This window comes from Modestobacter versicolor, from assembly GCF_014195485.1.
Taxonomy (GTDB): domain Bacteria; phylum Actinomycetota; class Actinomycetes; order Mycobacteriales; family Geodermatophilaceae; genus Modestobacter; species Modestobacter versicolor.
The window spans coordinates 396,094-414,890 of the sequence record NZ_JACIBU010000001.1 but is presented as its reverse complement, the minus strand read 5'-3'; the positions used below and the strand labels follow the sequence as shown (position 1 = coordinate 414,890).

Genomic DNA, 18,797 nt, shown 5'->3' with positions numbered 1-18,797 from the left:
CGGGACGGCGGTGGGACAGGTCAGGCGGGGGTGTCGATCCCGAGCCAGCGCAGCGCGTTCTCGCCGGTGATGGCGGCCAGGTCGGCCTCCGGCAGGTCCATGCCGCGCAGCGTGCGGGCGGCCGGGTCCTCCCGGAGCATCGCCGGGAAGTCCGACCCGACCAGCAGCCGGTCGGCGCCGAGCAGGTCGATCAGGTACCGGATGGTGCGCCGGTCGAAGACCATCGAGTCGTACCAGAACCGGCGGGCCAGCTCGAGGGGCGAGGGGCCGTCGTCGTGCATGACCGCCCGGGTGAGGTCGACGGGCTCCTCGTTCCAGGAGCCGCCCCAGAAGTACTGGGCGCGCGGCAGGACCATCGGGAAGCCGCCGGCGCCGTGGCTGAAGGAGATCCGCAGGTCGGGGCAGGCGAGGGCGGTGCCGCCGCTGATCATCGAGCCCGCGGCGAACGCGCCCTCCACGCCGACGACGTGGGTGCCCATCGCTGCCATGGGCAGCCGCTCCGAGGGGCTGGGCATCGCGTGCACGAACACCGACAGGCCCAGCCGTTCCACCTCCTGGAAGAACGGCAGGAACTGCTCGTGGCCGATCGACTTCCCCAGCACGTTGGAGGCGATCTCCACCCCGTGCAGGCCCTGGTCCTTGACCGCCTTGAGCTCGGCCGTGGCGGCGTCCGGGTCCTGCAGCGGCACCATGCCCAGCCCCTTGAACCGCGACGGGTCGGTGGCGCACAGGGTGGCGGTGAACTCGTTCACGTGCCGGGCCAGCGACATCCCGTCACCGGCCGGGAGGTCGTACTTCAGCAGCGGCGGCATCGGGCTCAGCACCTCGACGTCCACCCCCGAGGCGTCCTGCTCCTCGATCCGCCGCTCGGCGTCGAAGAAGACGTCCCGGGCGGTGAAGCGCATGGCGCCGAACAGCAACGTGCGGGCGCTGGAGCCGTCCACCGGCTCCATCCGCGGGAAGCACTCCGGGGCGTCGGCCGGGTAGTCGCGGGGCAGCAGGTGGGCGTGCGCATCGACGAGCACGGGTGCCTCCTCAGGCGGAGAGGTTGGGGTGGACCGACACGTGCACCGGGGACTCCCCCGGCACCTCGCCGGCGAGCGTCTCGATGGCCAGGGCGGTGTCGTCCAGGCCGAAGGTGTGGGTGTGCAGCTTCTCCAGCGGGAAGCGCCCGGACTCGATCAGCGCGATGGCCGCCTCCTGGCCGGCGAAGTCGACGCCGAAGGCGCCCTTCACGACCAGCGCGCGGTTGATGATCAGGTCGGTGCTCAGCGGGATCTCCCGCCCGCCCTTGAGGCCGGCGAGCACCACGGTGCCGCCGTGCCGGGCCGCCTTGAGCGCGTCGGTGACCGGGCCGGCCGCCATCGGGGTGAGCTCCAGGACGACGTCGGCCATCTCGCCGTCGGTGATCTCCCGGACCCGCTCGACGACGTCCTCGCCGCCCTCCCCCACGACCACGGTGTGGTCGGCGCCGAACTCGCGCGCCAGCGCCAGCTTGTGCGCGTCGGCCTCCAGGCCGGTGACGATGACCGTGCCGGCGCCGGCGGCCTTGGCCGCGATCACCGAGGCGATCCCCCGCTGGCCGGCGCCGAGCACCACGACGGTGTCGCCGAGGCCGATGCCGCCGAGGTGGACGGCCCAGCGGACGCCGGCGCCCAGCGGGTTGAACATGACCGCGATCTCCGCGGGGATGGTCTTGTCGATCTTGTGCAGCACGGAGTTCGGCGTCAGGTAGAGGTGCTCGGCGAAGCCGCCGAACAGGCTGGGCGCGACGTCGACCCCGGTGACCCCGTGCCCGAGGGTCCGGTTCGGGCAGGCCTGGTAGCGCCCGGTGAGGCACTTGGCGCAGGCCCGGCACGGGACGATGACCTCCAGGGCCACCCGGTCGCCGACCTGCACGCCCCAGCGCTCGGCGGCGCGGTCACCGATCTCCTCGACGATCCCCATCGGCTCGTGGCCGGGGATGAAGTCGCCGCGGCCCATCGACATGTGGCCCTTGTAGGTCTCCACGTCGCTGCCGCAGATGCCGTTGGCCTCCACCCGGAGCAGGCCGTCGTCGGCACCGATCACCGGGCGGGGGAACTCCCGCACCTCCATCTTCCGCGGACCGGTCTGGACCACCGCGCGCACGCTGTCGCTCATCGCTCTCCTCGAGCTCGGCCGGCGCGCGGGCGCGCCGGGGACCCGGTGCCACCCGTGCGGACGGGTGGCACCGGGCTCCGGGGGCGGCCACCGCGGTGGCCGGTGGACGTCAGATGTCGTGGACGATGACGCCGCGGATGTTCTTGCCGTCGGTCAGGTCCTGGTAGGCCTGGTTGACCTCGTCCAGGGCGTACGTGCGGGTGACCAGCTCGTCGAGCTTGAGGTCGCCGGCCCGGTACAGCCCGAGCAGCTTCGGGATGTCGTAGAGCGGGTTGCAGTCGCCGAACAGCGCGCCGCGGACCTGCCGCTGGTACCCGATGAGCGCGCCGGCGTGGAAGTGCACGGCCTTCTCGTTGATCTTGCCGACGCCGGTGATGGTGACCTTGCCGCCCTTGCCGGTCATCTGGACCGCGGAGTTGACGATCTCCTCGGTCACCACGCCCGGGGTGAGGATGCAGTGGTCGGCCAGCTGGCCCCACGTCGTCTCCACGACGAAGTCGTGCGCCTCCTTCGCCGAGGCGAAGGTGTTGGTGGCGCCGAAGACGGTGGCCATCTCCCGCTTGAACTCCACCGGGTCGACGACGACGACGTTCTTGGCGCCGGCGTACCGGGCGCCCTGGACGGCGTTGCTGCCGACGCCGCCGGAGCCGAAGACCACGACGGTGTCGCCGGGGCGGACGCCGGCGGCGTAGACCGCCGAGCCCCAGCCGGTGGGCACCCCGCAGCCGACGAGGCTGGCGACCTCGAACGGGATGTCGTCGGCCAGCGGCACGACCGCCCACTCCGACACCACCGCGTACTGGGAGAAGGTGCCCAGCGAGCAGAAGCCGCCGAGGTCCTCGTCGCCGAGGTGGAAGCGGAAGGTGCCGTCCAGGAACATGCCGCTGCCGGCGTTGAGGCCCTTGACGCACATGTTCTGGTGACCGGTCGAGCACGGCCGGCAGGAACCGCAGGCCGGGATGTAGGAGCAGATGACCCGGTCGCCGGGCTTGACCCGGCGGACGTCGGGACCGACCGACTCCACGATGCCGGCGCCCTCGTGCCCGCCGACCATCGGGAAGCGCACCGGGGCGTCGCCCTGGGTGATGTGGTCGTCGGAGTGGCAGAGGCCGGAGGCGGCGAACTTCACCCGCACCTCGTGCGCCTTCGGGTCGTCCAGCTGGAGGTCGACCATCTCCCAGCCCAGGTGCGGGCCCCGGGCGATGGCGGCGTGGGTGGTGATGCTCATCGGGAGACCCTCCTGGGGGCGGGAGCGGGGACGGCGGCGGGAGTCGGCTCAGGCACCGGTGCCCCGGAGGGAGACGGTCTTGACCTGCGTGTAGTCCAGGACGGCGTCGGCGCCCATGGTGCGGCCGAAGCCGCTGCGCTTGTAGCCGCCGAACGGCCCGCCGATGACGCCGGCGCCCAGCGCGGCGTTGACCGCCACCTGGCCGGCCTGCAGCCCGCGGCTGAACTGGACGGCGCGGCCGATGTCGCGGGTCCAGACCGAGGCGACCAGGCCGTAGTCGGTGCCGTTGGCGACCGCGAGGGCCTCGTCGGCGTCGGCGACCGGGGTGACCCCCAGGACCGGCCCGAAGATCTCCTCCTGGTGGATCCGCATCGACGGGTCGACGTTGTCGAACAGCGTCGGCTCGACGAAGAAGCCGCGCTCGAACTCCGCGCCGGAGGGGCGGCCGCCGCCGAGCACCAGGTCGGCGCCCTCCTCCTGGCCCAGCTGCATGTACTTGAGCACCCGCTCCTGCTGCTTGGCGTTGATCAGCGGGCCCATGTTGACCTGCTGGTGCCAGGGGCCGACCTTGACCTGCGACATCCGCTCGGCCAGCCGCTGCACGACCTCGGCGTGGATCCTCCGGTCGACCACGACCCGGGAGCCGGCGGCGCAGATCTGGCCGGTGTTGAGCGTGATGCCCATGGCGATGGCCGGGATCGCGGCGTCCAGGTCGGCGTCGGCGAGGATCACCTGCGGCGACTTGCCGCCCAGCTCCAGGTGCAGCGGGGTGAGGTTCTTGGCGCAGGCGGCCATCACCAGCGAGCCGGTGTCCGGCGAGCCGGTGAAGCTCATCCGCCGGATCCGCGGGTGCGCCGGGATCGCCGCGCCGGCCTCGTGGCCGTAGCCGGTGACCACGTTGACCACGCCCGGCGGGATGCCGGCCTCGAGGGCCAGCTTGGCCAGCGCCAGGGCGGTGAGCGGGGCGTCCTCGGCCGGCTTGATGACGATGGTGTTGCCGGCGGCGATGGCCGGGCCGACGTCGTTGACGAACATCGGCGCGGGGGCGTTCCACGGGATGACCGCGCCCACCACGCCGTAGGGCTCGCGGAGGGTCAGGCCGATCGCGTCGGGGGTGTAGGTGGGCAGGGTCAGCCCCTGCACCTTGTCGGCCTGGCCGGCGATGAAGTTCAGGATCCGGGACATCGGCGGCGGGCCCCAGCTGGGCCGGCCGACCTCCTGCGACTCCAGCGCGTCGAGGTCGGCGATGTGCTCGTCGATGAGCTGGGCCCAGCGGGTGATCAGCGCGCCGCGGGCGGTGGCGTTGGTGTCCCGCCAGGCGGGGAACGCGGCCTCGCCGGCGCGCACCGCGGCCTCGACGTCGTCGGCACCGCCGCGGGGCACCCGGGCGAGGACCTCGCCGGTGGCGGGGTTGATGACGTCGATGGTGCGGCCGTCCGCGGCGCGGACCCAGTCACCGCCGATCAGCTGGGCGTCGTCGATGATGAGCGAGGAACCGGCCACCGGGCCGGGAGGGGCGATCGTCATGGTCTGCAGTCCTTCAGTGCTCGTGGATGATCACGCCGCGGATGTTCTTGCCGTCCAACATGTCCTGGTAGCCCTGGTTGACCTCGTCGAGCCGGTACGTGCGGGTGATCAGCTCGTCCAGCTTGAGGTCGCCGGTGCGGTAGAGGCTCAGCAGCCGGGGGACGTCGAACAGCGGGTTGCAGGCACCAAAGATCGCGCCCTGGATGCGCCGCTGGTAGCCGATCAGCATGCCCGGGTGCTCGTCGACCCAGCCGTTGCCGACGGCGGTCACCGTCACCTGGCCGGCCTTGCCGACGATCTTCAGCGCGTCGGCGATGACCTCGTCGTGCAGGACGCCGACGGTGATGATCGCGTGGTCGGCGAGCTCGCCCCAGCTCACCTCGTTGACGAAGTCCTGCGCCTCCTTGGCGGTGGCGAAGGTGCTCGTGGCACCGAAGACGGTGGCCATCTCCCGCTTGAACTCGACCGGGTCGACGACGACGACGTGCTGCGCGCCGGCGAACCGGGCGCCCTGCACCGCGTTGCTGCCGACCCCGCCGGCGCCGAAGACGACCACGGTCTCGCCGGCCCGCACCCCGGCGGCGTGCACCGCGCTGCCCCAGCCGGTCGGCACCCCGCAGCCGACCAGCGAGGCGACCTCGAAGGGGATGTCGTCGGGGATCGGGATGACCGAGTACTCGCTGACCACCGCGCGCTCGGCGAACGTGCCGAGCACGCAGAGGCCACCGAAGTCCTGGCCGTTCTGGTGGAAGCGGAAGGTGCCGTCGGGGAACTCGCCGGTCGAGGCGTTCTTCCCCTCGTCGCAGAGGTTCTGCCGGGCGGTGGAGCAGTAGCGGCACTTGCCGCAGGCGGGGATGAACGAGCAGACGACGTGGTCGCCGACCTTGACCCGGGTGACGCCGTCGCCGACGGCCTCCACGATGCCGGCGCCCTCGTGGCCGCCGACGACGGGGAAGCGCATCTGCGCGTCGCCCTTCTGGATGTGGTCGTCGGAGTGGCACAGCCCGGCGGCCATGAACTTGATCCGCACCTCGTTGGCGCGCGGGTCGTCGAGCTCGAGCTCGGTGACCTCCCACGGGAGGCCTGGTTCCCGGCAGACGGCGGCTCGGGTGGTCATGCTCATGGGGAGGCCTTCCTGTGCGGGGACTGCGGGACGGGCGCGGGCCGGGCCGCTCGGCGGACGGCGGCGCCCTGACTGCTCGGACGATCCCGCCGCACGGGTGAGGTGCGCCACATCGCATTCCGGCCCACGGAAGACCAGCCCGCGGCCGCCCCGACCGCCCCGGGACGGGCCTCGGCGCACGCCCTTCCCCCGGGTGGAAGAGGCCTTCTCCACCGGACGACACCGTCCATACGTTCGGCTCGTCCCAGTGACCCCCGACACAGCCGCCGCCCGCCCTGACCCGTGGCGGGCCGCCGCCGGGGACGGCAAGCCCGCCAGCGCAACGAGAGGACCGGGCGTGATCGACAAGTTCCGCGAGGACGTGCTGTCCGTGGTGGACCAGGTGCCCGACGGCGCGTCCATCGCCGTCGGCGGCTTCGGCAGCTCCGGGCGGCCCGACCGCCTGCTGGACGCCCTCTGCGAGCTCGGCAAGCGCGACCTGCACGTGTACGTGAACAACGTCGGCCACGACTTCACCGGGGTGGGCCGGCTGCTGCACGAGGGCCGGCTGCGCCGGGTGACGGCGTCCTTCCCGATCCTGCAGGAGTTCTACGACGACTACTTCGCCGGCAAGGTGGAGCTGGAGCTGGTGCCGCAGGGCACGCTGGCTGAGCGGATGCGGGCCGGCGGCTCGGGCATCCCGGCCTTCTTCACCCCGTCCGGCGCCGGCACGATGCTCGCCGACGGCAGCTTCACCCTCCGCTACGCCCCCGAGGGCGGGGTGGCCGAGCACGTGCCGGCCAAGGAGCACCGGCTCATCGACGGCCGCGAGTACGTGCTGGAGACCGGGATCGTCGCCGACTTCGGGCTGGTCAAGGCCCACCAGGGCGACCGCAAGGGCAACCTGCGCTTCCGGCTCTCCGCCCGGAACTTCAACCCGCTCGCCGGGATGGCCGGCCGGCACACCTTCGCCGAGGTCGAGAACCTCGTGGCGGTCGACGAGCTGCACCCCGACGACGTCCACCTGCCCGGGGTGTTCGTCGACGACGTGTTCCTCTCCGGCACCCCCCGCCCCACCCCCGACGACAGCCGGCTGATCGCGAGGACCCCCGCATGACCGACACGCTCGCCACCACCCCGGCGCCGCCGATCACCGGCCGCAGCCGGGAGGGCATCGCCCAGCGGCTGGCCCAGGACCTGCAGGACGGGTACGTCGTCAACCTCGGCGTCGGCATCCCGCTCGCCGTCCCGCTGTTCATCCCGGACGGCGTCGAGGTCGTGCTGCACGCCGAGAACGGGGTGCTCGGCCTGGGCCCGGCCCCCGACGGCGAGGGCGACCTGGACCTGACCGACGCCGGCAAGCAGCCGATCACGCTGATGAGCGGGGCGGCGATCACCGACTCCGCGATGTCGTTCGCGATGATCCGCGGCGGGCACCTCGACGTCACGGTGCTCGGCGCGCTGCAGGTCTCCGCCCGCGGCGACCTGGCCAACTGGTACGTGCCCGGCCGCAACCCCGCGGTGGGCGGGGCGATGGACCTCGTCGCCGGCACCCCGCAGGTGTGGGTGACCATGGAGCACGTCGACCGCTCCGGCCGCTCGAAGGTCGTCCCCGAGTGCACGATGCCGCTCACCGGCAAGCAGTGCGTGACCCGGATCTACACCGACCTCGCCGTGTTCCACGTCGTCGACGGCACCCTGCGGCTGGTGGAGTGCGCCCCCGGCGTCACCCCGGCCGACGTCGCGGCGCGCACCGCCGCCCCCTACACCGAGGACCTGCACCCGTGACCGGCATCGACCTGAACGCGATCACCGCCATCGACGTGCACACCCACGTGCACCGCTCGGTCTCCGCCCCACCCCGCGAGGGCAGCGAGGCCGACGACATGGGTGCCTACTTCGGCATCGGCTCGATGCCCCAGTACACGGTGCCCGAGCTGGCCGCCTACTACCGCGAGCGGACGATGGCCGCCGTCGTCTTCGGCGTGGACAGCATCTCCCAGACCGGTGACGAGATGGTGCCCACCAACGAGGAGGTCGCCGACCAGGCCGCCGAGCACGCCGACGTGCTGATCCCCTTCGCCAGCATCGACCCCGCCCGGGGCGCGGCAGGCGTCCGGCAGGCCCGGAAGCTGATCGAGGAGCACGGGGTCCGCGGGTTCAAGTTCCACCCGCAGACCCAGGGCTTCTTCCCGAACGACCGGTCGGCCTACCCGCTGTACGAGGTCATCGCCGAGCACCAGCTGGTCGCGCTGTTCCACACCGGGCAGACCGGCGTGGGCGCCGGCACTCGCGGCGGGGGCGGCATCCGGCTCAAGTACGCCAACCCGATGCACATCGACGACGTCGCGGTCGACTTCCCCGACATGCCGATCATCCTGGCGCACCCCTCGTTCCCCTGGCAGGACGAGGCGCTGGCCGTGGCGACCCACAAGCCGCAGGTGTACATCGACCTGTCCGGCTGGTCGCCCAAGTACTTCCCGCCGCAGCTGGTGCAGTACACGAACTCGCTGCTGCAGGACAAGGTCCTCTTCGGCTCCGACTTCCCGGTCATCACCCCGGAGCGCTGGATCAAGGACTTCGACGGGCTGTCGATCAAGGAGCACGTCCGGCCCAAGGTCATGAAGGACAACGCCGCCCGGCTCCTCGGGCTCGGCGGCTGAACCCAGCGAGAGGACGAGCACCCATGCAGGACGTCGAGGGCAAGGTCGCCTTCATCACCGGTGGCTCCAGCGGCATCGGCCGCGGGATCGGGCTGGCCTTCGCCCGGGCCGGGATGCAGGTCGTGATCAGCGGGCGCAAGCCCGAGCACATCGACGAGACCCGGGCCGAGTTCGCTGCCGCCGGGCTCGACGTCACCGCGGTGCAGCTGGACGTCACCAACGCCGAGGCGGTCGAGGAGGCCGCGGCGGAGACCGTGCAGCGGTTCGGCCGGGTCGACGTCCTGGTGAACAACGCCGGCATCGGGCTGACCGGGCCGGTGATGGGCGCGACCGCCAGCGACTGGGACTGGCTGATCGACGTCAACATCCGCGGGGTGGGCAACGGCATCCGCGCGTTCGTGCCGCACATGCAGCGCCGCGGCGAGGGCGGGCACGTGGTCACCACGACGTCCATGGCCGGGCTGATGCCGATCGTCGCCGGGCTGTACAGCATGACCAAGGCCGCGGTGATCGCGCTGTCCGAGGCGCTGCACATCGAGCTGGCCCCCGAGGGCATCGGCGTCTCCGCGTACTGCCCGGGCCCGGTGCACAGCAACATCGCCTCGGCGGTCAGCCGCCGGCCCACCGAGTACGGCGACAGCGGCTACACCCCGCCGCCCACGGAGTTCCTCGAGCGGGCCAAGGACCAGCCGTACATGAGCTACGTCGAGGCCGGCGAGCGCGTGCTGGCCGGCGTCCGGCGCAACGACCTGTTCATCCTCACGCACCCGGAGTTCCGCGAGGGAGTGCGCGAGCGGTTCGAGACGACGCTGGCCGCGTTCCCCGACGAGCCGATCGACGAGGCCCGGGCCGCCGCGATCCCGTTCCTGACCAGCCACCCGGTCTACGCCCCGGAGAACCGGCTCCCCTCCCCCCGCCTCACCGACCTGGTCCCCTAGCCCCGCTCCGGCACGACCGTTGTGCGCTGATCGTCGTGTCCCGGCCCGGGACACGACGATCAGCGCACAGTCGTGACGGGGGTCAGAGGGTGGTGGAGTCCAGCGGGATCAGCGGGACCGGGCCGGCGAGGTCCTCGGGGTCGGCCGGGAAGTAGGCGAAGTTCTTCGCCCGCGCCCCGCCGTCCACGACCAGGTCGGTGCCGGTGATCAGCCGCGCGTAGTCCGAGCACAGCCAGGCGACCGCGTGGCCGATGTCGGTCGGCGTCCCGGTGCTGCCCATCGGCACCAGCGGCGGCCGCTCCCCCGACCAGCGGGCCGGCCGGCGCCACTCCTCCTCGCCGGCGTCCCCGCCGAGGCCACCGCCCTTGCGGCCGGCGTTGAGCATGTCGGCCGGGCGCCCGGACGTCGCGAACTCGGCCAGCAGCTCCGGGTTGTCGACGGTCGGCGCGGTCGGCGTGTAGCTGTTGACCCGGATGCCGTAGGGCGCGAGGTCCATCGCCGCGGCCCGGACGAAGTTGTTCACCCCTCCCTTGTTGAACGCGTAGGCGATCACCCCGGCCGAGCCGTTCCAGCCGTTGGACGACGAGATGCAGACGATCGAGCCGCGGATGCCCCGCTCGGCCATCGCCCGCCCGACGATCTTGGTGTTCAGGAAGTACCCGAGGCCGGAGACCTTGATCGACCGCTCGAAGGTCGCCGCGGTCTCGTCCAGCACCCCGCGGCCACCGAGCATGGCGGCGTTGTTGACCAGGATGTCGATCCGGCCCCACCGCTCCAGGACGGCGTCGACGTAGCCCTGCACGGCGGCCTCGTCGGTGACGTCGCCCGGGGCGGCCATCGCCTCGCCGCCGTTGCGCTCGATCCGGGCCATCGCGGTCTTGATCACGGCGTCGTCGACGTCGTTGCAGGCCACCTTGGCGCCGTACCGGGACAGCGCCAGCGCGATGCCGCTGCCGATGTTCGGCCCGACACCGGTGACCAGGGCGACCTTGCCCTCGAGGCTGACCTCCACGCTCAGTGCCCGTCGGTCGGGTAGGTCAGCGTGATGCTGGCCGGCTCGACGCCGAGCACCGGCGCGAGCATCGACTGCATCAGCGGCTTGGGCACCAGGCACTCCTCGCAGGCGTCCGGGCCGGCGACGATGGTGACCGCGGCCGCGCTGCCGGTCAGGTCGACGTCGAGGCGGTAGTCGTCGGCCTGCAGGGTCTGGCGGAGCCGGTCCAGCTGGACCTCGTCGACGCTCATGCGGGTGCCTCCTGGGCTGTCAGGGAAACGGGGACGGGGACGGAGCGGCCGGACCAGGTGGACCAGCCGAACGGGCGGAAGACCATGGAGATGGCGGCGTTGGCCGCACCCGCGACGATCACCGGGATTTCGGCCGGCGACGGCATCATGTGCATCGGGTCCGGGCCGGGCTCGGCGTCGTGCGACTCCTTGCCCACGGCGCGCAGGTCAGCCTGGCTGCGCACGGCGGCGTCGAACAGCCACTGCTGGACGTCGGCCCGCCCGTAGCCGGCGGCGGCCAGCTGCTGCGCGTGCTCGGGTCCGAGGACCAAGCCTCCGGTGGAGTGCTTGATGCCCAGGTAGGCGCCGGTGCGGGCGAGGGTGTCGGCGAGGTCGCGCAGCAGCGCCTCGACGTCCTCGGTGTGCCGGTTGTCGACGTACTCGCAGTCGCGGATGAGCATCGCCGAGACGGCGTCCGTGCCGGCCGGCACCCCACCGCCGACGCTGAACGGCTCCCACGGGGAGAGCTCCTCGTTCTCGCCGATGCACAGCTGCCAGCGGCCGGGCACGCCCTGGGTGGCCTGCTCGAGCTGCTGCGGTCGGATGCCGAAGCCGTTGCGCACCAGCAGCCCGAGCGCCCGGGGCACGGTCGCGTTCGCGCGGAAGCCGGGGCCGAGCACCCCGCCGGCGCAGTTGACGCCGAGCCGGTGGCGCACCGGGCCGTTGACCACCAGCAGCGGCGAGGGCCCGCTGGTCGACTGCCAGGCGCCGCCCTGGGCGGCGGGCTCACCGGTGAGCGCGGTCCACGCGGCGAGCACCAGCGGGAAGTACTCGGGCAGGCAGCCGGCCATCACCGCGTTGACCGCGGCCTGGGCGACGGTCACCCGCCGGTCGAGGTGCGACTGGGCGCCGATCACCTCGTCGGGGTCGCGGTCGACGGTGGCCAGGAACTCCGCGACGGCGTCCTCGGTGGCCGGGACGACCGGCAGACCGTCGGTCCAGCCCTGCGCGTGACAGTGCTCGATCGCCTGCCGCGCGAGGGCCAGCGGGTCGGCGGTGGTCGTGGTCACCGGGGCGCCGGCCCGGTGAGCAGCGCCAAGATCTCCGGGGCGGCCGCGGCGGCCCGGTCGCGCAGCCCCGCGCGGGACAGGTTGGCCACCGGGTGCGGGGTGGCCACGTACTGGTACCCCGGGGTGCCCTGCAGCTCGGCCATCGCGTCGGCGCTGACCCGGAACGCGTCGCTGACGACGACGACGGTGGGCACGCCGGCCGCCTCCAGCTGCAGCCCGTCGGCGATCGCGGAGGCGCTGCAGGAGCCGCAGTCCCCCACCCCGACGACGACCACGTCGCTGGCCGCGCGCAGCTCCTCGACCATCTCGGCCGGCGCCGGGTGCACGATGCTCGGCTTGGTGCGGGTGATCGACGGGGTCATCCCGTGCTGGGCGGCCAGCACGCCGGCGACCTCCTCGACGAACTCCGCGGCGTTGCGCTTGGTGTTGACCAGCAGGCCCAGGCGCAGCCCGGTGAGGTCGCCGGGGCGGGCGGCCAGCGCCGTCCGGCCGCGGGCGTCACCGGCCGGGCCGACCGTCGGGTCGATGATGCGGTCGAAGAGCTCGGTCATCGGGTCGCCTCCAGGGCGGGCTCGGGCCTGCGCAGCGGGAAGGGGCTCAGCCCGCCGCCGTCGATGGGGATCGCCTGGCCGGTGATGTAGCCGGCGTCCGGCGAGCCGAGGAAGGCGACCGCCGCGGCGATGTCCTCGGCCTGCCCGGCGCGGCCCACCGGGATGTTGCGGCCGCGCTGGGCCATCAGCTCCGCCTCGTCGACGTCCGGTGCGGCGGAGAGGAACGCCCGGCTGGTGGCGACCAGCCCGGGGCAGAGCGCGTTCACCGTGATCCCCCACGGACCGAGGTCCATGGCGAGCGCGCGGGTCATGCCGATGACGCCGGCCTTGGACGCCGAGTAGGCGCCGGAGAAGGGCGCCGCGGTCAGCCCGGCCATCGAGGAGATGTTCACGATCCGGCCGGACCGCTGGGCCCGCATCACCGGCACCGCGGCCTGGCTCATCAGCCACGGGCCGCGCAGGTTCACCGCGAGCACCCGGTCGAAGACCTCGATCGGCACGTCGGCCACGTCGGCCCGGTCGGGGCCCTGCGGGGCGGCGGCGTTGTTGACCAGCACGTCGAGCCGGCCGTGCCGGTCGACCGCGGCGGCGACCATGGCGGTGGCGTCGGCGGGGTCGCTGACGTCGCCGAGCACGGCCAGCGCGTCGCCGCCGGCGTCGGTGATCTCGGCGGCCAGCGCGTGCACCCCGCCCCAGCCGGCGGACCGCTCCTCCTGCCGGGCGTTGGGCACCCCGGCCGGCTGCAGGTCGGTGACGACGACGGCCAGGCCCTGCCCGGCGAGCCGGCGGGCGATGGCCTGCCCCATCCCGTCGGGCTTGCCGCAGCCGGTGACCAGGGCGACCCGGGTGCCGCTCATGCCTGCACCAGCGGGGTGCCCTCGGGCGTCGACGGCGGCGGCGTCTCGGTGAGCACGGCCGCCGCCGGCTTGCCCGGGCGGCCGGTGGACGGGCCGCCGTCGACCGACAGCACCTGCCCGGACACCCAGCGGGCGTGGTCGCTGGCCAGGAAGAGCACGGCCTGGGCGATGTCCCAGGGGGTGCCCTCGGTACCCAGCCCGATCCAGCCCTTGCGCACCTCGCGCATGTGCGGGGGCATGTTGGCCGCGGCGAACGCGCCCCAGATGGCGCCGACCTGCACGCAGTTCACCCGCACGCCCTGCGGGCCGAGGGTGTTGGCGGCACCGACGGTGAGGTTCTCCAGCCCGGCCTTGGCCAGGTTGTAGACCATCCCGGGGCCACCGGCCCGCACGCCGACGGAGCTGATGTTCACGATCGCCCCGCCGCGCGGCAGCCGGGGGGCGGCGTGCCGGGTCATCTGCCAGGCGGTGGTCAGGTTGAGGTCCATCAGCTGGTGGAAGCGCTCCGGCGTCACCTCGAACACGCCGGCGCGGTCGCCGACGGCGACGTTGTTGACCAGCGTGTCCAGCCCGCCCAGCGCCTTCTCGGCGTCGGCGACGGCGGCCCGGCAGGCGTCGTCGTCGAGCACGTCGGCGATCACCGGGACGGCGGTGCCGCCGGCCGCGGTGATCGCCGCGACCGTGCGGTCGGCGGCGGCCGGGTCGCGGTCCAGGACGGCGACCGAGGCACCGTGCGCGGCGAAGACCCGGCTGATCGCGTAGCCGACGCCGGGCTCCTCACCGGTCTGCCCGCCGCCGGTGACCAGCGCGGTGCGGCCGGCCATCCACGGGTCGCCGGCAGGGCCGAAGGGGTCGTCGAGCGGATCGGTCACGAGGGGCTCCCTGGGGTGGTGCGGCCGACGATCGGCACGGAACGGGCGGACCAGCCGGCGAAGACGCGCACGACCATGGAGATGCCGGCGTTGCGGGCCCCGGCGACCGCGATGGGCAGCACCTCGGGGCCGGCCGCGCTGAACAGCGGGTCGAAGTCCTCCGGTGCGGTGGTGCCGTCGGCGAAGCGGACGCCGTTGGGGCCGACGCCGTCCTTGCCGACCCGGGCGAGGTCGGCCTTGGTGCGGCCGCACCGCTCGACCAGCCAGGCCCGGACGTCGGCCCGGCTCATGCCGGCACCGGCCAGCAGCTGGGCGTGCTCGGGGCAGAAGACGATGCCGGCGGGGGCGTGGGCGAAGATCAGCGCGCCGCTGCGCGAGATGGTGTCGGCGAAGTCGGCCAGCAGCTGCTCGGGGTCGGCGGTGTGCCGGTTGTCGACGTACTCGACGGTGCGGGTGAGCATGGCCGAGACGGCGTCGGTGCCGGCGTCCAGGCCGCCCTCCACCGCCATCGGCTCCCAGGGGCTCTCCTCCTCGTTCTCGGCCAGGCAGACCTGCCAGCGGCCCGGCAGGCCCTGGGTGGCCTGCTCGAAGCCGTGCGGCACCACGCCGAGGGCGTTGCGGACGATGAGCCCCAGCGCGCGGGCGACGGTCATGTTCGGCCGGAACCCCGGGCCGAAGACGCCGCCGGCGGAGTTGAAGCCGAGCTGCTGGCGCACCGGGCCGTTGACGACCAGCAGCGGCGAGGGCCCGCTGGTGCTCTGCCAGCCGCCGCCCCCGGCGGCCCGGTCGGTCTGGATCGCCTCCCAGGCGGCGAGCACGACCGGGAAGTACTCCGGCCGGCAGCCGGCCATCGCGGCGTTGATGGCGGCCAGCTCGACGGTGACGGTGCGGTGCAGGTGCTCCAGCGAGCCGATCACCTCCTCGGGCGACCGGTCGACGGTGGCGAGGAAGCGGTCGACCAGCGAGCGGGTGGCCGGCACGACCGGCAGCCCGTCGGACCAGCCCTGCTCGTAGCCGTGCTCGACGGCGGCCCAGGCGGCGTCCGGGTCGGCCTCCAGCCGCGGGGTGTCGACCGCCGTCACGAGGCCCGCTCCCGCAGCTCGGCCGGGCCGTCGCCGAGGACCGTGCCGATGACCTGCGGCGCCAGCTGGACGGCGCGCTCGGCGACCGCGTCCGGGGCGAGCACGGCCACCGGGTGCGGGGTGGTCAGGTAGGCGTAGCCGGGGTCGCCCTGCACCTCGGCCATCGCGCTCGCCGTGGTGGTGAAGGCGTCGGAGCAGATGACCGCCGCGGGCACACCGGCCCGCTCCAGCGCGATGCCGTCGGCGACCGCGGCCGCGCTGCACGACCCGCAGTCGCCCACCCCGACGAGCACGACGTCGCACTCGCGGACCAGCTCGTCGAGCTGCTCCTGCGGCATCGGCAGCGCGAACGCCGTCTTGGTGCGGCGCAGCACCGTCACCGCCCCGCGGTCCCGCTCCAGCAGGGTGGCGATCTCGTCGAGCAGCAGGGCGGCGTTGTGCTTGGTGTTCTCCAGCAGGCCGACCCGCGCGCCGGCGAGGTCGGCCCGCCGGGGTGCGCGCGTGCTGCTGACCGCCCGGACGGCCGAGCGGCCGGTGGGGTCGAGGACGTCGGCGAGGGTGGCCATCAGGCGACCCGGCCCGGCACCGGGCGCTGCGCCGAGCGGCGCGGGTCCGTCGCGATGGGGTGCGGCATCGGGGTCCTCCTCGAGGTGGTGACCGGCCCCGCCCGGGAGCGGGCGGACGGCCGTCGGGGCGGCGGGCGGACCACGTGACGGCGGTCACCTCGGCGCTGGGACGATCGTGCGCGCGGCGGGGTCCGGCGAGCGACGCCTCTTCCGCGGGACGGGAAACACGCCGGTCGCGGCCTCGCTTGACAAGCGCTCCGACCGGTCGGAGATTGTGATCACCGCCACCGGCCACTGGCCGGTGCGCCCACCCCGCCAGCAGGAGGACGACATGCCGGCAACGATGCCGCTGCAGCCGACCACCGCCGGTGCTCCCCGCACCGGCCGCCCGTCCTCGACCGGGGCCACGCCCCCCGGCAGCTCCCCCGCCACGGCCGCCGGCCGCACGCTGGCGGTGCTCGCCGCCTTCGGGCCCGAGCACGCCTGGCTCTCGCTGTCCGACATCAGCCGCCGCACCGGGCTGTCGCTGACCACCACCCACCGGCTGGTCGGCGAGCTGCGGCAGTGGGGGGCGCTGGAGCGCGGCTCCGACGGGCGCTACGGCATCGGGCTGCGGCTCCTGGAGCTCGGCGCGCTCGCCCCGCACGGGCTGCAGCTGCGCGAGCTGGCGCTGCCCTTCCTCGACGACCTGCACCACGCCACCCGGGCCAACATCCACCTCGCCGTCCGCGACGGGCACGACGTCGTCTACGTCGAGGCGCTGCGGGCGCGCGGCGCCATCCGGGTGCTCTCCCGGCTGGGCGGGCGGTGGCCGCTGCACGCCACCGGCACCGGCCAGGTGCTGCTGGCCTACGCCTCCCCCCAGGTGCAGGACGAGGTGCTCTCCAGCCCGCTCCGGCGGTTCACCGCCAACACGATCACCGACGTCGACCAGCTCCGCCGGGTGCTCGCCGAGGTGCGGCGCACCGGTGTCGCGATCGCCGAGAACCAGCTGCCGCCGGCCGGCGCGCTGGCCGTGGCGGTGCCGGTCCGCGGGCCCGGCGACGAGGTGGTCGCCGCCCTCGGCGTCACCGTGCGGCAGGAGTCGACGAAGAGCCACGCGCTGGTGCCGGTGCTCGCGGCCACCGCCCGCGGGATCAGCCGGGCGCTGGGCGCCCCGTCGGTGAGCACGGTCGACCCGCGCACGGTGCGGCGCTCGGTCGAGCCCGACCTGCTCTGAGCCGGGTCAGGACGGCGGCGCCAGCAGCCGGGGCAGCGCCGTCCCGATCCGCTCGCGCACGACCAGGTCGGCCAGCCCGTCGTAGGGCGTGGGCTCGGCGTTGACGATCACGACCCGCGCCCCGGCGGCGTGGGCGACCTCGACCAGCCCGGCCGCCGGGTGCACGCCCAGCGACGTCCCGACGGCGAGGAGCACGTCGCAGTCGGCCGCGGCCTGCGCAGCCGCGTCGATGACGGCCGGGTCCAGCGCCTCGCCGAAGTAGACCGTCGCCGTCTTGAGCACCCCGCCGCACACCGGGCAGGCCGGGTCCGGCTCGCCGGCGTCGACCCGGGCCAGCACCTCGCCGATGGGCATCCGGGCACCGCAGCTGGTGCAGACCACCTGGTGCACGGTGCCGTGCAGCTCGAGCACGTCGGTCGACCCGGCGGCCTGGTGCAGCCCGTCGATGTTCTGGGTGAGCAGCGCCCGCAACCGCCCCTGCTGGGCCAGGTCGACCAGCGCCTGGTGCCCGGGGTTGGGCCGGACGTCGGCGGTGGCGAGCTCCCGGCGCAGCAGCCACGACCGGCGGCGGATCTCCGGGTCGCGCAGGTACCAGGAGAGGGTGACCAGCTTCTCGGCGTCCGGGTCGCGGGTCCACACGCCGTCCGGGCCCCGGTAGTCGGGGATGCCGCTCTCGGTGGAGATCCCCGCGCCGCTGAGCACGCAGATCCGCCGGGCGGCGGCCAGCCAGTCGGGTGCGTCCACCCCGGGGAGTCAAGCAGGGACGACGGCGTCCTGCCGGTCGCGCCGGAACAGCCGGGCGACCCGGGGCACCAGCGCCCAGACCGCCCCGGCGTAGACGGCGCCGAGCAGGGTGTCGACGACGTAGTGCTCGCCGGACCAGACCAGCACCAGGGGCATGACGACGGCGTAGGACACCAGCAGCACCCGCTGCCACAGGTGCCGGGCCAGCGGCAGCAGCACCAGGCAGGTGAGCACGGCGAAGGCGGTGTGCAGCGAGGGCACCGCGGCGACGGCGTTGACCTGGCCCTGGCCCGAGTGCAGCAGCGCCCCGGCCTTGGGCAGCCCGAGCACCGCCCAGCCCGAGCTGCTGATCCGGTCGACGTGCTCGATGACGCCGTCGCGGGCGGCCAGCCACGGCGGGGCGGCCGGGTAGAGCACGTAGGTGACCAGCCCGGCCGCCGAGAGCCCCAGCACCAGCCGGGCGTAGCCCACCCAGCGGGTGCGGTCGCGCAGCCACAGCACGGCCAGCACCAGCGGCGTCACGACGAAGTGGCTGGCGTAGACGAGCGAGGCCACCGCCCGCCACCAGTCGGCGCGCCAGTGCTCCTGCAGCCAGACGGTGGGCAGCACCCCGTCGGCCAGCCAGCGGTCGGCGTCGGCCAGCTCGGCGACGTGCACCGGCATCCCCAGCCCGTCGGCCATGCCCCGGCTCAGGTCGTAGAGCAGCAGCAGCCCCACCAGCGGCAGCCAGTCGGCGAGCAGCCGCACCAGCGCCGCCCACCCGCGCCCCAGCGACTGCAGCGCGAGCGCGGCGAGCACCCAGCCGAGCAGCACCAGCCGGTCGGTGGGCAGCCCGGTGACCGCGCAGGTGGCGACGAAGGCGGCCAGCAACCCGACCGACAGCAGCCGGCGCAGGCCGCGGTGCCGGTCGGCGGCCGTCGTCACCGGCGGTGCCGACGTCCCGGTGCGGACGGCGGTGGTCATGGCGGGGCACGCTAGGGGACGGCGGCGCCCCGTGGGTCCCGCCGGAGCG

20 protein-coding genes are annotated in these 18,797 nt (G+C 74.0%); 5 read left to right on the top strand and 15 right to left on the bottom strand.

Annotated features, from left to right (window positions below):
* Positions 1-20: 20 nt before the first annotated feature.
* The 5 genes from FHX36_RS01890 to FHX36_RS01870 all read right to left on the bottom strand — a co-directional run bounded on the left by FHX36_RS01890 (position 21) and on the right by FHX36_RS01870 (position 6,014).
* Complete coding sequence (locus FHX36_RS01890; protein WP_110551226.1) at positions 21-1,025, bottom strand: amidohydrolase family protein; 1,005 nt, start codon at positions 1,023-1,025, stop codon at positions 21-23.
* A gap of 10 nt (positions 1,026-1,035) precedes the next feature.
* Entirely contained in the window at positions 1,036-2,142 is a 1,107-nt protein-coding gene (locus FHX36_RS01885; RefSeq protein WP_110551227.1) for a zinc-dependent alcohol dehydrogenase, read from the bottom strand.
* 109 nt (positions 2,143-2,251) lie between these two features.
* Positions 2,252-3,370, bottom strand: coding sequence for an NDMA-dependent alcohol dehydrogenase (locus FHX36_RS01880; protein WP_110551228.1), 1,119 nt, complete (start codon positions 3,368-3,370; stop codon positions 2,252-2,254).
* A 48-nt stretch (positions 3,371-3,418) separates the two neighbouring features.
* Positions 3,419-4,897: an aldehyde dehydrogenase family protein gene (locus tag FHX36_RS01875; protein WP_110551229.1), complete on the bottom strand. Its 1,479-nt coding sequence runs from the start codon at positions 4,895-4,897 to the stop codon at positions 3,419-3,421.
* A gap of 13 nt (positions 4,898-4,910) precedes the next feature.
* Positions 4,911-6,014: an NDMA-dependent alcohol dehydrogenase gene (locus tag FHX36_RS01870; protein ID WP_425487819.1), complete on the bottom strand. Its 1,104-nt coding sequence runs from the start codon at positions 6,012-6,014 to the stop codon at positions 4,911-4,913.
* 343 nt (positions 6,015-6,357) lie between these two features.
* Here FHX36_RS01870 and FHX36_RS01865 point away from each other — a divergent pair, with 343 nt between their 5' ends.
* The 4 genes from FHX36_RS01865 to FHX36_RS01850 are packed head-to-tail and all read left to right on the top strand — an operon-like array spanning position 6,358 to position 9,600.
* The gene (locus tag FHX36_RS01865; protein ID WP_110551231.1) at positions 6,358-7,116 is read left to right on the top strand and encodes a CoA transferase subunit A; all 759 of its coding nucleotides are present in this window, start codon (positions 6,358-6,360) and stop codon (positions 7,114-7,116) included.
* Positions 7,113-7,787 carry a 3-oxoacid CoA-transferase subunit B gene (locus tag FHX36_RS01860; protein ID WP_110551232.1) on the top strand — a complete coding sequence of 225 codons (675 nt, stop codon included), beginning with the start codon at positions 7,113-7,115 and terminating at the stop codon, positions 7,785-7,787. Before FHX36_RS01865 ends, FHX36_RS01860 begins: the two co-directional genes overlap by 4 nt.
* Positions 7,784-8,662 carry an amidohydrolase family protein gene (locus tag FHX36_RS01855; RefSeq protein ID WP_110551233.1) on the top strand — a complete coding sequence of 293 codons (879 nt, stop codon included), beginning with the start codon at positions 7,784-7,786 and terminating at the stop codon, positions 8,660-8,662. The genes FHX36_RS01860 and FHX36_RS01855 overlap by 4 nt, the downstream gene beginning before the upstream one ends.
* A 23-nt stretch (positions 8,663-8,685) precedes the next feature.
* Positions 8,686-9,600, top strand: coding sequence for an SDR family NAD(P)-dependent oxidoreductase (locus FHX36_RS01850; protein ID WP_110551234.1), 915 nt, complete (start codon positions 8,686-8,688; stop codon positions 9,598-9,600).
* An 82-nt stretch (positions 9,601-9,682) separates the two neighbouring features.
* On the opposite strand, the gene FHX36_RS01845 is transcribed toward FHX36_RS01850, so the two are convergent.
* The 8 genes from FHX36_RS01845 to FHX36_RS01810 are packed head-to-tail and all read right to left on the bottom strand — an operon-like array spanning position 9,683 to position 15,822.
* Complete coding sequence (locus FHX36_RS01845) at positions 9,683-10,612, bottom strand: SDR family NAD(P)-dependent oxidoreductase (protein ID WP_110551235.1); 930 nt, start codon at positions 10,610-10,612, stop codon at positions 9,683-9,685.
* A 2-nt stretch (positions 10,613-10,614) separates the two neighbouring features.
* Positions 10,615-10,845, bottom strand: coding sequence for a hypothetical protein (locus tag FHX36_RS01840; RefSeq protein WP_110551236.1), 231 nt, complete (start codon positions 10,843-10,845; stop codon positions 10,615-10,617).
* The gene (locus tag FHX36_RS01835) at positions 10,842-11,894 is read right to left on the bottom strand and encodes a hypothetical protein (RefSeq protein WP_110551237.1); all 1,053 of its coding nucleotides are present in this window, start codon (positions 11,892-11,894) and stop codon (positions 10,842-10,844) included. Before FHX36_RS01835 ends, FHX36_RS01840 begins: the two co-directional genes overlap by 4 nt.
* Positions 11,891-12,445 (bottom strand): UGSC family (seleno)protein, encoded by a 555-nt coding sequence (locus tag FHX36_RS01830; RefSeq protein ID WP_110551238.1) that lies wholly within the window; start codon positions 12,443-12,445, stop codon positions 11,891-11,893. The genes FHX36_RS01835 and FHX36_RS01830 overlap by 4 nt, the downstream gene beginning before the upstream one ends.
* Positions 12,442-13,302, bottom strand: a complete 861-nt coding sequence (locus tag FHX36_RS01825) for an SDR family NAD(P)-dependent oxidoreductase (RefSeq protein WP_110551239.1) — start codon at positions 13,300-13,302, stop codon at positions 12,442-12,444. The genes FHX36_RS01830 and FHX36_RS01825 overlap by 4 nt, the downstream gene beginning before the upstream one ends.
* Positions 13,299-14,174: an SDR family NAD(P)-dependent oxidoreductase gene (locus tag FHX36_RS01820; RefSeq protein WP_343056550.1), complete on the bottom strand. Its 876-nt coding sequence runs from the start codon at positions 14,172-14,174 to the stop codon at positions 13,299-13,301. The genes FHX36_RS01825 and FHX36_RS01820 overlap by 4 nt, the downstream gene beginning before the upstream one ends.
* Complete coding sequence (locus FHX36_RS01815) at positions 14,171-15,256, bottom strand: hypothetical protein (RefSeq protein ID WP_258372897.1); 1,086 nt, start codon at positions 15,254-15,256, stop codon at positions 14,171-14,173. Before FHX36_RS01815 ends, FHX36_RS01820 begins: the two co-directional genes overlap by 4 nt.
* Complete coding sequence (locus FHX36_RS01810; RefSeq protein ID WP_110553226.1) at positions 15,253-15,822, bottom strand: UGSC family (seleno)protein; 570 nt, start codon at positions 15,820-15,822, stop codon at positions 15,253-15,255. The genes FHX36_RS01815 and FHX36_RS01810 overlap by 4 nt, the downstream gene beginning before the upstream one ends.
* Before the next feature lie 274 nt (positions 15,823-16,096).
* Between FHX36_RS01810 and FHX36_RS01805 the strand changes: the two genes are divergently transcribed.
* Complete coding sequence (locus FHX36_RS01805; protein WP_258372899.1) at positions 16,097-17,041, top strand: IclR family transcriptional regulator; 945 nt, start codon at positions 16,097-16,099, stop codon at positions 17,039-17,041.
* Positions 17,042-17,047: 6 nt separating this feature from the next.
* On the opposite strand, the gene FHX36_RS01800 is transcribed toward FHX36_RS01805, so the two are convergent.
* Both FHX36_RS01800 and FHX36_RS01795 read right to left on the bottom strand, forming a co-directional pair.
* On the bottom strand, positions 17,048-17,785 hold the full coding sequence (locus FHX36_RS01800) for an SIR2 family NAD-dependent protein deacylase (protein ID WP_110553229.1): 738 nt from the start codon (positions 17,783-17,785) through the stop codon (positions 17,048-17,050).
* 9 nt (positions 17,786-17,794) lie between these two features.
* A complete protein-coding gene (locus FHX36_RS01795) occupies positions 17,795-18,748 on the bottom strand; it encodes a phosphatase PAP2 family protein (protein WP_110553230.1) in 954 nt (317 codons plus the stop codon).
* Positions 18,749-18,797: the final 49 nt, after the last annotated feature.

Excerpts from the sequence above, each read along its gene's own strand:
- FHX36_RS01795 (WP_110553230.1), bottom strand. The coding sequence starts at position 18,748 with ATGACCACCGCCGTCCGCACCGGGACGTCGGCACCGCCGGTGACGACG.
- FHX36_RS01875 (WP_110551229.1), bottom strand. The coding sequence starts at position 4,897 with ATGACGATCGCCCCTCCCGGCCCGGTGGCCGGTTCCTCGCTCATCATC.
- FHX36_RS01860 (WP_110551232.1), top strand. The coding sequence starts at position 7,113 with ATGACCGACACGCTCGCCACCACCCCGGCGCCGCCGATCACCGGCCGC.
- FHX36_RS01880 (WP_110551228.1), bottom strand. The coding sequence starts at position 3,370 with ATGAGCATCACCACCCACGCCGCCATCGCCCGGGGCCCGCACCTGGGC.
- FHX36_RS01810 (WP_110553226.1), bottom strand. The coding sequence starts at position 15,822 with ATGGCCACCCTCGCCGACGTCCTCGACCCCACCGGCCGCTCGGCCGTC.
- FHX36_RS01885 (WP_110551227.1), bottom strand. The coding sequence starts at position 2,142 with ATGAGCGACAGCGTGCGCGCGGTGGTCCAGACCGGTCCGCGGAAGATG.
- FHX36_RS01830 (WP_110551238.1), bottom strand. The coding sequence starts at position 12,445 with ATGACCGAGCTCTTCGACCGCATCATCGACCCGACGGTCGGCCCGGCC.
- FHX36_RS01870 (WP_425487819.1), bottom strand. The coding sequence starts at position 6,014 with ATGACCACCCGAGCCGCCGTCTGCCGGGAACCAGGCCTCCCGTGGGAG.
- FHX36_RS01825 (WP_110551239.1), bottom strand. The coding sequence starts at position 13,302 with ATGAGCGGCACCCGGGTCGCCCTGGTCACCGGCTGCGGCAAGCCCGAC.
- FHX36_RS01850 (WP_110551234.1), top strand. The coding sequence starts at position 8,686 with ATGCAGGACGTCGAGGGCAAGGTCGCCTTCATCACCGGTGGCTCCAGC.
- FHX36_RS01840 (WP_110551236.1), bottom strand. The coding sequence starts at position 10,845 with ATGAGCGTCGACGAGGTCCAGCTGGACCGGCTCCGCCAGACCCTGCAG.